Source organism: Pantoea sp. BS_8 (assembly GCF_041954965.1).
In the GTDB taxonomy this organism is placed as follows: Bacteria; Pseudomonadota; Gammaproteobacteria; order Enterobacterales; family Enterobacteriaceae; genus Pantoea; species Pantoea stewartii.
The window spans coordinates 132,364-145,089 of record NZ_JAVAXU010000008.1; the positions used below are offsets into that span (position 1 = coordinate 132,364).

Annotated in this window: 13 protein-coding genes; 4 read left to right on the forward strand and 9 right to left on the reverse strand. The window is 54.6% G+C overall.

What is annotated here, in order from left to right:
* Positions 1-2 precede the first annotated feature (2 nt).
* Entirely contained in the window at positions 3-716 is a 714-nt protein-coding gene (gene dsbC, locus RAC65_RS15620) for a bifunctional protein-disulfide isomerase/oxidoreductase DsbC (RefSeq protein WP_039338429.1), read from the reverse strand.
* 21 nt (positions 717-737) lie between these two features.
* Entirely contained in the window at positions 738-1,631 is an 894-nt protein-coding gene (gene xerD / locus RAC65_RS15625) for a site-specific tyrosine recombinase XerD (RefSeq protein ID WP_033739613.1), read from the reverse strand.
* A 102-nt stretch (positions 1,632-1,733) separates the two neighbouring features.
* On the opposite strand from xerD, the gene fldB reads away from it, so the two are divergent.
* The gene (gene fldB / locus RAC65_RS15630; protein WP_006120814.1) at positions 1,734-2,252 is read left to right on the forward strand and encodes a flavodoxin FldB; all 519 of its coding nucleotides are present in this window, start codon (positions 1,734-1,736) and stop codon (positions 2,250-2,252) included.
* Positions 2,253-2,262: 10 nt separating this feature from the next.
* Here fldB and RAC65_RS15635 read toward each other — a convergent pair whose 3' ends face one another.
* On the reverse strand, positions 2,263-2,679 hold the full coding sequence (locus RAC65_RS15635; protein ID WP_375096865.1) for a protein YgfX: 417 nt from the start codon (positions 2,677-2,679) through the stop codon (positions 2,263-2,265).
* Complete coding sequence (sdhE, locus tag RAC65_RS15640) at positions 2,654-2,920, reverse strand: FAD assembly factor SdhE (protein WP_006120816.1); 267 nt, start codon at positions 2,918-2,920, stop codon at positions 2,654-2,656. Before sdhE ends, RAC65_RS15635 begins: the two co-directional genes overlap by 26 nt.
* A gap of 224 nt (positions 2,921-3,144) precedes the next feature.
* Here sdhE and ygfZ point away from each other — a divergent pair, with 224 nt between their 5' ends.
* Complete coding sequence (gene ygfZ, locus RAC65_RS15645; protein ID WP_162285990.1) at positions 3,145-4,131, forward strand: tRNA-modifying protein YgfZ; 987 nt, start codon at positions 3,145-3,147, stop codon at positions 4,129-4,131.
* Between the two features lie 32 nt (positions 4,132-4,163).
* On the opposite strand, the gene RAC65_RS15650 is transcribed toward ygfZ, so the two are convergent.
* Complete coding sequence (locus tag RAC65_RS15650) at positions 4,164-4,817, reverse strand: hemolysin III family protein (RefSeq protein ID WP_033739618.1); 654 nt, start codon at positions 4,815-4,817, stop codon at positions 4,164-4,166.
* A 163-nt stretch (positions 4,818-4,980) separates the two neighbouring features.
* Between RAC65_RS15650 and RAC65_RS15655 the strand changes: the two genes are divergently transcribed.
* Both RAC65_RS15655 and RAC65_RS15660 read left to right on the forward strand, forming a co-directional pair.
* Entirely contained in the window at positions 4,981-5,700 is a 720-nt protein-coding gene (locus tag RAC65_RS15655; protein ID WP_205950725.1) for a MurR/RpiR family transcriptional regulator, read from the forward strand.
* A 114-nt stretch (positions 5,701-5,814) separates the two neighbouring features.
* Entirely contained in the window at positions 5,815-7,242 is a 1,428-nt protein-coding gene (locus RAC65_RS15660; protein WP_375096866.1) for a 6-phospho-beta-glucosidase, read from the forward strand.
* A 34-nt stretch (positions 7,243-7,276) separates the two neighbouring features.
* On the opposite strand, the gene RAC65_RS15665 is transcribed toward RAC65_RS15660, so the two are convergent.
* From RAC65_RS15665 to gcvT, 4 genes are all read right to left on the reverse strand, one after another.
* Entirely contained in the window at positions 7,277-8,020 is a 744-nt protein-coding gene (locus RAC65_RS15665) for an SDR family oxidoreductase (RefSeq protein ID WP_033739622.1), read from the reverse strand.
* 59 nt (positions 8,021-8,079) lie between these two features.
* A complete protein-coding gene (gene gcvP / locus RAC65_RS15670) occupies positions 8,080-10,953 on the reverse strand; it encodes an aminomethyl-transferring glycine dehydrogenase (RefSeq protein WP_033739624.1) in 2,874 nt (957 codons plus the stop codon).
* A gap of 81 nt (positions 10,954-11,034) precedes the next feature.
* A complete protein-coding gene (gene gcvH / locus RAC65_RS15675; protein WP_033739626.1) occupies positions 11,035-11,421 on the reverse strand; it encodes a glycine cleavage system protein GcvH in 387 nt (128 codons plus the stop codon).
* A gap of 24 nt (positions 11,422-11,445) precedes the next feature.
* Positions 11,446-12,543 carry a glycine cleavage system aminomethyltransferase GcvT gene (gcvT, locus tag RAC65_RS15680; RefSeq protein ID WP_375096867.1) on the reverse strand — a complete coding sequence of 366 codons (1,098 nt, stop codon included), beginning with the start codon at positions 12,541-12,543 and terminating at the stop codon, positions 11,446-11,448.
* Between the last annotated feature and the right edge of the window lie 183 nt (positions 12,544-12,726).

Consider the following 12,726-nt stretch of genomic DNA (forward strand, 5'->3'; position numbering starts at 1 on the left):
CCTTAACCACCACGCTTTTGATTATCCAGTACCTGTTTGAGTTCCTGAGGGCTTTGGTAGCCCGGGATCATCATTCCGCTATCGGTCAGAATGGCGGGCGTGCCCTGAATGCCGAACAGAATGCCGAGTTTATACTGCTGACCAATGTCAGTTTTGCATGACGCAGGCGCCTCCATCTTCGGCGCATCACCTTTCATCGCGTCATCGAAGGCTTTGTTACGATCGGCGCTGCACCAAACCGCTTTCATGGCGCTGGCGACATTACCGTTCATCCCTTCGCGTGGGAAAGCAAGATAACGAACCGTGATGCCCAGCGCATTGTAATCGGCCATCTGCTCGTGCAGCTTGTGACAATAGCCACAGGTAATGTCCGTGAACACCGTGACCACATGCTGCTCTTTTGGCGCTTTATAGATGATCATCTCCGGAACCAGCGCGTCGACCTTTTTATCCAGCAGCGTATTGGTCACGTTCACCGGTTGCGTGCCGCTGACATCATAAAGGGGACCCTGGATCATGTGCTTACCATCATCGGTCACATACAGGACGCCGCTTTCGCTGAGCACGGTTTTGAAGCCTGGCAGCGGAGACGGCTGAATCTCGGTCTGGTGTAAACCCAGTTTTTTCAGGGAAAGCTGAATAGCGCTGTCATCAGCGTGGGTTAAACCGGAAAAGGCGCTGACCAGCAGCGCCAGCGTGGCAACATGTTTGTTCATTGTTTTCCTTATATCCGTCGGTCATGCACGCGGATGATGCTGTTGATGTAACAGTCGCAGACGTTCCGTGGCGACGTGAGTATAAATCTGGGTCGTGGAGAGATCGCTGTGTCCCAGTAACATCTGTACGACACGCAAGTCTGCTCCGTGGTTCAGCAAATGTGTGGCAAAAGCGTGGCGCAGCACATGGGGCGACAGCTTTTCGCTGTCAATGCCTGCCAGCGTGGCGTAGTGCTTGATTCGGTGCCAGAACGTCTGCCGCGTCATTTGCTGCGCGCGGCTACTGGGGAAGAACACATCCAGCGTTTGCCCGTTGAGCAACCACGGACGACCATGTTCCATATAATATTCCAGCCAGTAAACCGCCTCTTCACCTAATGGCACCAGGCGCTCTTTATTGCCCTTACCGATCACCCGCACCACGCCCTGACGCAGGCTGACGTCGTTCAGGGTTAATCCCACCAGCTCCGAAACACGCAGCCCGGTGGCATACAATAATTCCAGCATGGCTTTATCGCGCAGTTCCAGCGGCACGTTGACATCCGGAGCCTGCAGTAAACGCTCGACCTGTGCCTCGCTCAGATCTTTGGGCAGCCGCTGGGGCAGCTTTGGCGCGGCCAGTTGGGCGCTGGGATCGTCCACACGGATCTTTTCTCGGTACAGGTACTGAAACAGGCGGCGCATAGCGCTGAGCAAACGCGCTGAGCTGGTGGCCTTATAGCCGCCTTCCAGTCGCTCTGCGAGAAACTGTTGCAGATCCTGCGGGCTTAATGACACCAGCGTCAGGCCGTGATGCGCCAGCCAGCCGGTGAGCGTTTGCAGATCCTGTCGATAGGAGGACAAGGTATTTTGCGCCAGATTGCGCTCAATCCACAGCGCGTCAAGAAACTGTTCTGTCAGCTCGCTGTCTTGCACGTTTTCCCCGCCGTTCAGTCTGAAATCGTGCTCATTATGCCTGATTCACCCCTGCTTCTGATACAATTACGCCAAAGTCTGGATTAACAGAGCACTATCTGCATGAAAATTGGTCTTTTTTACGGTTCCAGTACCTGCTACACCGAAATCGTAGCGGAGAAGATTCGGGATTTTATTGGCGACGAGTTAGTGACGTTGCACAACGTGAAAGATGACGATCCGCGTCTGATGGAAGAGTACGACCTGCTGATTTTGGGCATTCCGACCTGGGACTTTGGCGAGCTACAGGAAGACTGGGAGGCCATCTGGCCGCAGTTGCCCACCCTCAATCTGCATAACAAGATAGTGGCGCTTTACGGCATGGGCGACCAGATTGGCTATGGTGAATGGTTTCTCGACGCGCTGGGTATGCTGCACGACCTGCTGCAACCCATGGGCGTGCAGTTTGTCGGCTACTGGCCGCTGGATGGCTATGAATTTACCAGCCCCAAACCGCTTAGCGCGGATGGCAAACAGTTTGTGGGGCTGGCGCTGGATGACGTCAATCAGTTTGACGTGACGGATGAGCGCGTTGAGCAGTGGTGCGAGCAGATTCTGACGGAAACGGCCGAACGCCTGTAGGCTGTCGGTGTTAACGCGCGCGTTGTCTGTCGCGAAAACAGCAGGCGCGTAAGGCGCGCCATTCAGCAGGCTGCATATTATCCTGCATGAGCCAAAACCGCGTTATCCTGCCCTGAGGGTTCTTCATGACCAGCAACACCGCGCCAGGTAACCAGTAAAGCGGTTGCTGCGTTTGCCAGTGTTCATCCTGCCAGTGCCAGTTACGGGCACTGTCGCGTCGTAGCGCTCCACAGCGCAGACACAAGCGCCTGTCCTGCCGCCATCCTTCCCACACGATGAGGGCGAACAGCACCGGCTTTATCACCCACTCTGCCGCAGGCAAGGGCATCAGCCCGACGCCGGCTAGCGTTACCACCAGCGTCAGGGCAAGGATTGTGCGCGCCTGCAACGAGGGATGAAGGTTACATTGCCACCGGGCCGCGTTCACGATTACGCTGCTGAATAAGCTTCACCATGCGTTTCAGCTCGGGATCGGCTGGCTCGCCGTGGTTCATCATCCAGTTGAAAAGGTCCGGATCGTCACTTTTCAGCAGGGCAATGAAAACCTGCTTGTCGGTATCGTTTAACGTGTCATATTCGTACTTGAAGAACGGCATAATAGCGACATCCAGTTCCAGCATGCCACGACGGCAGGCCCATTGAACGCGCGATTTATCATGAATATCCATGCATCAGTTTTCCTGTTTCACATCGTGGCGACTAGTGTAACCTGGATTAACAGCGGCTGCAGGCTCCAGACTTCGTCATGTGCACAACGCCGCAGGATGACGCTTTTTATGGCGTTCATCACGCGTTTTGTGCGCCCTGTTCAGTAAACAGGTTGCAATGCCAGTCTGCTCTTTTACCATTGAAGATATTGTTCCGGATGAACCTTCATACTCAGGATTTATCAATGCCAACATTTACGCTTCCCCCACGTCAACCTGCGGCCTCATCGCGTCTGCCGCTCACGTTAATGTCTCTGGATACCTGGGCTCTGGTGTCTGTAGTGGGCCCTGACAGTACGTCCTATTTGCAGGGTCAGTTGACGCTGGATGTCGCCGCGCTGGATGCCGCTCATCATCTGCCCGCCGCCCACTGCGATGCGAAAGGCAAAATGTGGAGCAATCTGCGTCTGTTTCACCGCGGCGAAGGTTATGCCTATTTAGTGCGCCGGGCACTGCGTGATACTCAGTTGCCGGAGCTAAAAAAATACGCCGTATTCTCTAAAGTGACGCTGGCCGCCGATGACGATGTGGTGTTACTGGGCGTTGCCGGTTTCCAGGCTCGGGCGGCGCTGGCCGACCGGTTTGAAGCCCTTCCTGACAGTACCACTCCCGTGGTGCACCAGGGCGAAACCACCCTGCTGTGGTTTGCCCAGCCCGCAGAGCGCTTTTTACTGGTCACCTCGCTTGCTGAGGCAGAAGCACTGAAACAGAAGCTGGCCGAGGATGCTCAGTTAACAGACAGCACACAGTGGCTGGCCCTGGACATTGAAGCCGGTATTCCGGTGATTGAACCTGCGACCAGCGCGCAGTTTATTCCCCAGGCGACTAATTTGCAGGCACTGGACGCGATCAGCTTCAAAAAAGGCTGCTACACCGGGCAGGAGATGGTGGCCCGCGCGAAATACCGTGGCGCCAATAAGCGCGCCCTGTACTGGCTGTCAGGCCAGGCCAGCCATCTGCCTGCCGCAAACGACTCGCTGGAATTGCAGATGGGTGAACGCTGGCGTCGCACAGGTACCGTTCTCGCCGCCGTGCAGCTTGATGATGGCGTGACCTGGGTGCAGGTCGTGATGAATAACGATCTGGAGCCAGACAGCGTATTGCGCGTCGAAGGGGATGAAGGAGGCAAACTCACTATTCAGCCTTTGCCTTATTCGCTGGACGAAAACTGAGTGTCGGGGCGGGAACCTCTCCCGCCCTGTTTCTACATGACGTAGAAATAAATGGCGCAGAAATGACAGATGCAGCCGCCTAACACGAAACCGTGCCAGATGGCGTGATTAAACGGCACGCGGCGCGCCACATAAAAGATCACCCCCAGGGAATAGATGATGCCTCCCAGCGCCAACAGCCAGATTCCCCCCGGCGACAGTTTCATCGCCAGTTGATAGACCACCACCAGCGACAGCCATCCCATACAAAGATACGTGACCAGTGACAGCACCTTATAGCGTTCAGCGATCGTCAGTTTAAACAGGATGCCCAGCAGCGCCAGTCCCCAGATGACCGCCATTAATGCGTGAGCCAGCGGTGACTGCAGCCCTGTCATCAAAAACGGCGTATAAGTGCCCGCAATCAACAGATAAATGGCGCAGTGATCCACTTTTTTCAGCACGCGTTTGGCGCGTGGATGACTGACAGCGTGATAAAGCGTGGACGCCAGAAACAGCACGATCATGCTGCCGCCATACAGGCTTGAGCTGACGATGGTGGTGACATCCGCATGGATCGCTGTTGCTTTAACCAGTAGCAGCACTAACCCAACGATTCCAAAGAGGCAACCCAGCCCGTGACTGATACTGTTGGCAATTTCCTCTGCCAGTGGATAGCCCTGCGTGGAAAAATGTTTATGCGTCATAACCTTCCTGCCTGAAAAGTGAGAGCCATTGCAGATTAATCACCAGACAAATTAATCAGAAAAACTTTCAGTGTACAAGTGTAAGCTTAAATTAATTAATGCGGTCAACGCCGGTTCAAATTCTGTTAAAATGCTGACTGGTCAACTATCTGGTGATTTTTTCATGTTCGCGCATCACGATCTTGCCACGCTCAACGATCTGGAATTGCAGGTTTATCAGTACATCATCAGACATCGTGAAAGTGTCGGTTACATGACCATTCGTGAACTGGCGGAGCAGGCCGCCGTGTCAACTACCACCGTGCTGCGTTTCTGTCGCAAAATGCACTGTGAAGGCTGGTCTGAGTTTCGTATCCGTCTGCGGCTGGCCCAGGAACACACGGCCCCAGCTTTACCGGTCTCTGGCCCGGCCGATATGCTGAGTTTTTTTAAAAGCATCAATAATGCTGAATTTGAGCAGGTCATCACCCAGGCAGCCGCGATGATCAGGCAGGCTGAGCGGGTATTTTTTATTGGTGTGGGCACATCAGGGAGCCTGGGAAAATACGGTGCACGTTTTTTTTCGAATGTGGGGAAATTCAGTCATGCTATTGATGATCCTTATTATCCCGTCAGTCCGAGCCTGTATGAAAATGCCCTGGCGATCATCCTTTCTGTCTCGGGCGAAACAGAAGAAGTACTGCGTATCGCCAGCCAGTTTAGCCTGAATAAATGCAAAATTATTGCGGTCACCAACAGTGAAAACTGTTCGCTGGCAAAAATGAGCGACTTTACGGTTTCCTATCACGTCCCGGTTATCCGCCTGGCGGATAACTGCGATATTACCACTCAGGTACCGGCGATTTATATTATCGAATCGCTTGGCCGACGGTTAAGCCAGTAAAACACAGCGTTTTTTAGCTGTGACAAATCCCTTTTTTCGCACGGTGTTATACCGTGACTTTATAAAGTGCTTTGCTACACTCAGCCCAATTTTATCTGTATTGGAGAGTGGGTAATGAGCTTACCAGACACATTTTTGTGGGGCGGTGCCGTCGCGGCTCACCAGGTTGAAGGCGGGTGGGATCAGGGTGGAAAAGGTATTAGCATCGCTGACGTGCTGACAGGGGGTGCACACGGCGTGGATCGTGTCATTACCGATGGCGTTCAGCCCGGAAAATTTTACCCTAATCATCAGGCCGTCGAGTTTTACTCACACTATAAGCAGGATGTTGCGTTATTTGCGGAGATGGGATTTAAATGCTTCCGTACCTCGATTGCGTGGACGCGTATATTCCCTAATGGCGATGAGCAGCAACCTAACGAAGCCGGCCTGCAGTTTTATGATGACCTGTTTGATGAATTACTGAAATATGGCATCGAACCAGTAATTACCCTTTCCCATTTTGAAATGCCCTACCACCTGGTAAAAGAGTATGGCGGCTGGCATAACCGTAAAGTCGTCGATTTCTTTGTGCGTTTCAGTGAAGTCGTGCTGGAACGATACAAAAATAAAGTTAAATACTGGATGACCTTTAACGAAATTAATAACCAACGTAACTGGCAATATCCGCTGTTTGGCTACTGCTGTTCCGGCGTTATTTTCACCGACCATGAAAAACCTGAACAGGCGATGTATCAGGTCATGCACCATCAGTTCGTTGCCAGTGCCCGGGTGGTGAAGCGCGGACACGAGATCAACCCGGACTTCAAAATTGGCTGCATGATCGCCATGGTGCCGGTTTATCCGTTCTCCTGCCATCCGGACGATGTCATGCTGGCTAAAGAAGCGATGCATCAACGCTATGTCTTTAGCGATGTACAAATGCGCGGTTACTACCCTGCCTACGCGCTGAAAGAGTGGGAACGCAAAGGCTACCACATTGAGATGCAACCAGAGGATGCAGATACCCTGCGTCAGGGCTGTGCCGATTACATCGGTTTCAGCTATTACATGAGTAATGCCGTGCAGCACAGCGCCAGCGGTGTTGACGACCCCATTACCGGTTTTGACGGGGTGGTCAAAAACCCGCATGTCAGCGCCTCAGACTGGGGCTGGCAGATCGATCCCGTTGGCCTGCGTTATGTGCTGAACGATCTGTACGAACGCTACCAGAAGCCGCTGTTTATCGTGGAAAACGGCTTTGGCGCGATCGACAAACCGAATGCGCAGGGCGTGATCGAAGATGATTACCGCATTGCGTATCTGGCGGCGCATATCGCAGAGATGAAAAAAGCCGTCATTCATGATGGTGTGGATCTGATGGGATATACGCCGTGGGGCTGCATCGATTGTGTATCCTTTACGACCGGCCAGTACGACAAGCGCTACGGTTTCATTCACGTTAATAAAAACGACGATGGCAGCGGTGATTTCTCACGCGCGAAAAAGAAAAGCTTTGCCTGGTATCAGCAGGTTATCGCCAGTAACGGTGAAAAGCTGTAAGTCGGCTGCCGCAGCGTCACGCTGCGGCATGAATTTACCGCCCGCCGGCGGCATCAATTATGCTGCCGGTGATGTAAGAGGCCGCATCGCTGGCCAGCCAGACCACCACTTCTGCAATTTCTTCGGCATGTCCACCACGTCCCATCGGAACGCCGCTCGCCAGTCGGTCGACGCGGCCGGGCTCCCCGCCATCGGCATGCATCCCGGTGTAGATCAGACCGGGCCGCACGCCATTGACGCGAATTCCCTGTTGCGCGACCTCCAGTGACAGACCTTTCGTCAGCGTATCCATCGCGCCCTTTGATGCGGCATAGTCGACATATTCACCGGGAGACCCCGTACGGGCTGCCGCGGAGGAAACGTTCACGATACTGCCGCCCAGTCCTCCCAGGTGCGTTCCCATGCGCCGGACGGCTTCACGACAGCAGAGGAAGGTGCCCGTGACATTTGTCGCAAAAACCTGTTGAATGCGCGCCGCGTCCAGTTGCTCAAGACGGCATTGCTGAAACAGGATACCGGCGTTATTTACCAGCAGCGAGAGCGGCAGGTTCTCCTGATCCAGCCGTTGAAACAGCGCCATGACCTGCGCCTCCTCACTGATATCGGCCTGTACGCTAAAGGCTTCTCCGCCGTTACGCACAATCTCATCCACCACCCGCTGCGCTTCACTTTCGCGCGCGCGATAATTCACGGCCACACGGTAGCCCCGTGTCGCCAGTAAAACGGCGGTCGCACGGCCAATGCCGCGACTACCGCCAGTAACAAGCGCGAGTTTCATCTGAGCCTCCATAAAAAAGGGCCGAAAACCGGCCCTCAAAACAGTTGTGTTAACCCGACTCAGGCATAGTCGCTCATCGGTACACATGAGCAGAACAGGTTGCGGTCACCAAAAACATCATCCAGGCGCTTCACTGTTGGCCAGTATTTATTGTGGCTGCCTGCCGGGAAAACGGCCAGCTCGCGGCTGTAAGGATGCGTCCATTCGCCAGTCACTTCCATTTGTGTGTGAGGCGCGTTAACCAGCGGATTATCATCCATTGGCCACTCGCCCTTTTCCACCCGCCCAATTTCCATACGAATCGCCAGCATGGCATCAATAAAGCGGTCCAGCTCCAGTTTGCCTTCCGATTCGGTAGGTTCTACCATCAGCGTGCCCGCGACCGGGAATGACATGGTTGGCGCATGGAAACCGTAGTCAATGAGGCGTTTTGCAATATCCAGTTCACTGATCCCGGTCTGCTCTTTCAGCGGACGAATATCCAGAATACATTCGTGCGCCACACGACCATCGCGCCCGGTATACAGAATCGGATAAGCTGATTTCAGACGGCTGGCGATGTAGTTGGCATTGAGAATCGCCACCGAACTGGCCTGCTTGAGCCCTTCCGCGCCCATCATGCGGATGTACATCCAGCTGATTGGTAAAATGGAAGCACTGCCAAACGGTGCAGCAGAGACAGCGCCCTGCTGTGTCAGCACACCATCAATCTGCACCACGCTGTGACCGGGTACAAACGGTGCCAGATGCGCTTTCACGCCAATAGGTCCCATGCCCGGGCCGCCGCCGCCGTGCGGAATACAGAAAGTTTTGTGCAGGTTAAGGTGCGAAACGTCAGCGCCAATATAACCCGGCGTCGTAATGCCCACCTGGGCATTCATGTTCGCACCGTCCAGGTACACCTGGCCGCCGTACTGATGCACGATCTGGCACACTTCACGAATAGTCTCTTCGTACACGCCGTGCGTGGATGGGTAGGTCACCATGATGCATGACAGTTTATCGCCCGCCTGTGCGGCTTTTTCGCGCAGGTCGCCCAGATCGATATTACCCTGTTTGTCACAGGCCACGACCACCACATCCATGCCCGCCATCTGGGCTGAGGCCGGGTTGGTCCCGTGTGCTGAGCTGGGAATCAGGCAAAGGTGACGTTCACCTTCACCACGGCTTTCATGGTAACGACGAATCGCTAACAGCCCCGCGTATTCCCCCTGTGCACCGGAGTTCGGTTGCATGCAGAGCGCATCGTAACCGGTAAGCTGAACCAGCCACTGGGAAAGCTGGCCAATCATTTGCAGGTAGCCGCCCGCCTGTTCTGCCGGGCAGAACGGATGCATTTCGGCAAATTCAGGCCAGGTGATGGGAATCATCTCTGCGGCAGCGTTAAGCTTCATCGTGCATGAACCCAGCGGAATCATCGCCTGGTTGAGAGCCAGATCTTTTTTCTCCAGGCTGTGCATATAGCGCATCATCTCGGTCTCACTGTGATGGCGATTGAACACAGGGTGAGAGAGGATGTCGCTGACGCGCTGCTGGCTTGCAGGGATTGACTGGCTGTCTGCCGCAACCTGGCTATCAAGTTGATCGATATCCAGACCATGATCATCGCCCAGCAGGATGGCGAACAATGTCGCAACGTCTTCACGACATGTGGTTTCATCCAGCGTGATACCGACAGCGTTATGAATATCACTACGCAGGTTAACGCCGAAACTCAGCGCACGGTTTAACACGGCGGCTTTATCGGTCACGTCCACTGTCAGCGTGTCGAACCAGTGGTGATGACGCAGCTTCAGCCCGCCACGTTGCAGTCCGGCAGCCAGGATATCGGTGAAGCGGTGAATACGTGAAGCGATACGTTTCAGCCCAACAGGTCCGTGGAACACGGCATACAGTCCCGCGATATTGGCCAGCAGCACCTGAGAGGTACAGATATTGGAGTTGGCTTTTTCCCGACGGATATGTTGCTCGCGAGTTTGCATCGCCATACGCAACGCGGTGTTGCCAGCGGCGTCGCGTGAGACACCGATAATACGGCCAGGCATAGAACGCTTGTGTTCATCACGGCTGGCAAAGAAGGCCGCATGAGGACCGCCATAGCCCATTGGTACACCAAAGCGCTGAGCGGAACCGAACACAATATCCGCGCCCTGCTTGCCCGGCGATTCAAGTAACACCAGGGCCATAAAATCCGAGGCCACGCTGACGACCACCTTACGGGTTTTCAGCTCGGCAATCAGGCTGGTGTAATCGTGGACCTCGCCCGTGGTGCCTACCTGCTGAAGCAGGACACCAAACAGATTATCGTGCTCCAGGGCTTTCTCCGCGCTGTCGATAATCAGTTCAAAACCAAAGGTTTCGGCGCGGGTCCGTACCACATCCAGCGTTTGCGGATGGATATCATCAGCGATAAAGAACCGGTTGGCATTTTTCAGTTTGCTGATGCGTTTTGCCATCGCCATCGCTTCGGCCGCCGCGGTGGCTTCATCCAGCAGTGAAGCGGACGCGATATCCATGCCGGTCAGATCAATGGTGACCTGCTGGAAGTTTAGCAGCGCCTCCAGGCGCCCTTGAGAAACTTCGGGCTGATACGGCGTGTAAGCCGTGTACCAGCCCGGATTTTCCAGCATGTTCCGCAGGATAACGGGCGGCGTTATCACCGCACTGTATCCCATGCCGATCCAGGATTTGTAGCGCAGGTTTTGCGCGGCAATCGCTTTTAACTCTGCCAGCGCCTGCTGTTCAGTTGCCGCATCGCCAACGGCGGGCGGACCGGGCAACTGAATGTCGGCGGGAACAATAGAACCAATCAACGACGCCAGAGAGCTGGCACCAATCGCCTCCAGCATAACGGCCTGTTGTTCTGGCGACGGACCAATATGGCGCTCAATAAACGCACCGTTGTGTTCAAGCTGGCTGAGAGTCTGAGTCATGAGCTGTAAATCCTGAATCGGGCTGGGGAACAGAGAGTGCTGGTCAGATATCGGCGGCCTCATCTGGAGGCCGCGCAACGATTACTCGTCAATAGATGCTTTATAGGCATCCGCGTCCAGCAGTGAGTCTAGTTCTGACTCATCGCTGGCTTTGATCTGGAATAACCAGCCGTCCTGATAAGGCTCGCTGTTAACCAGCTCTGGGGAATCATTCAGCGCGTCGTTCACGGCGATAATTTCGCCACTGACAGGAGAATAGATATCGGAAGCCGCTTTTACGGATTCGGCGACGGCGCACTCTTCGCCGGCAGCGAACGTCGCCCCTACTTCTGGCAGGTCCACAAAGACCATATCGCCCAGTAATTCCTGCGCGTGTTCGGTGATGCCGACGGTGTAAGATCCATCCGCATTTTTGCGCAGCCATTCATGACTGTCGCGGTATTTCAACTCAGCTGGCACATTGCTCATCGCCCTTTCTCCTGTAATTATGTTTTACTGCGCAACCGGCTTGCCGGCGCGAACGAAAACGGGTTTAGTCACTTTTACGGGCATTTCACGGTTGCGGATTTCAACGATAGCGTCTTCGCCAATGCCCGCAGGCACGCGGGCCAGCGCAATGCTGTAACCCAACGTTGGTGAGAAAGATCCGCTGGTAATAATGCCCTGCTGCATCTGCCCCTGACTATCCGTAAAACGCACGGGCAGGCCGTTACGCAGTACGCCTTTTTCTGTCAGGATCAGGCCAACCAGTTTTTCAGTGCCTTTTTCGCGCTGAATTTCCAGTGCTTCGCGCCCGATAAAATTGCGGTCCGCCGGTTCCCAGCACAGGGTCCAGCACATGTTGGCGGCCAGCGGTGAGACGCTTTCATCCATTTCCTGACCGTAAAGATTCATGCCCGCTTCCAGACGCAATGTATCGCGTGCGCCCAGCCCGGCGGGTTTGACGCCCGCGGCGAGCAGGCGCTGCCAGAATGTAACGGCCTGCGCCGCAGGTAGCGCGATCTCATAACCCGCTTCGCCGGTATAACCGGTGGTGGCGATAAACAGCTCCCCGGCCTGGATACCAAAGAACGGCTTCATACCTTGTACAGCCTGACGCTGTGCATCACTGAAGAGCGTTTGTGCTTTTTGCTGGGCCTGTGGGCCCTGCACGGCGATCATCGCCAGATCGTCACGCTCCCGGACTTCCACGCCATAACCCTGCGCATGTTCATTGATCCATGCCAGATCCTTTTCACGCGTCGCAGAGTTCACGACCAGGCGGAAAAACGTCTCATCCATGAAATACACGATCAGATCGTCAATCACGCCGCCCGACGCATTCAGCATGCCGGTGTAAAGCGCTTTGCCGGGTTGCGTCAGCCTCGCGACATCGTTTGCCAGCAGAAAACGCAAAAACTCACGCGTACGTGCACCGTGCAGATCGACGATGGTCATGTGCGAAACATCAAACATGCCTGCGTCGTTGCGAACAGCATGATGTTCATCCAGTTGGGAGCCATAGTGCAGCGGCATCATCCAGCCATGGAAATCCACCATACGCGCACCGTTTTCCTGATGCTGGTCAAACAGAGGTGTGTGCTGAGTCATAACTATCCTGTGCTGAAACAAGTAAGTTTGAAACCACGCCGCCGGGAGCCGACGCAAACGTTCTCTTTGCAATGACGTTACCACTGAACGGGTCGATTAACCATAAGCAAAGCGAGGTCGAACGCAGACGCACAGCCTAATCGCGCAAAAGAAAAAGCAGGACAAAAGACTGTAATTTTGTGA

Coding starts and splice junctions, on each gene's coding strand:
- dsbC (WP_039338429.1), bottom strand. CDS start 716: ATGAACAAACATGTTGCCACGCTGGCGCTGCTGGTCAGCGCCTTTTCC.
- fldB (WP_006120814.1), top strand. CDS start 1,734: ATGAAAATTGGTCTTTTTTACGGTTCCAGTACCTGCTACACCGAAATC.
- sdhE (WP_006120816.1), bottom strand. CDS start 2,920: ATGGATATTCATGATAAATCGCGCGTTCAATGGGCCTGCCGTCGTGGC.
- ygfZ (WP_162285990.1), top strand. CDS start 3,145: ATGCCAACATTTACGCTTCCCCCACGTCAACCTGCGGCCTCATCGCGT.
- RAC65_RS15650 (WP_033739618.1), bottom strand. CDS start 4,817: ATGACGCATAAACATTTTTCCACGCAGGGCTATCCACTGGCAGAGGAA.
- RAC65_RS15655 (WP_205950725.1), top strand. CDS start 4,981: ATGTTCGCGCATCACGATCTTGCCACGCTCAACGATCTGGAATTGCAG.
- RAC65_RS15660 (WP_375096866.1), top strand. CDS start 5,815: ATGAGCTTACCAGACACATTTTTGTGGGGCGGTGCCGTCGCGGCTCAC.
- RAC65_RS15665 (WP_033739622.1), bottom strand. CDS start 8,020: ATGAAACTCGCGCTTGTTACTGGCGGTAGTCGCGGCATTGGCCGTGCG.
- gcvP (WP_033739624.1), bottom strand. CDS start 10,953: ATGACTCAGACTCTCAGCCAGCTTGAACACAACGGTGCGTTTATTGAG.
- gcvH (WP_033739626.1), bottom strand. CDS start 11,421: ATGAGCAATGTGCCAGCTGAGTTGAAATACCGCGACAGTCATGAATGG.
- gcvT (WP_375096867.1), bottom strand. CDS start 12,543: ATGACTCAGCACACACCTCTGTTTGACCAGCATCAGGAAAACGGTGCG.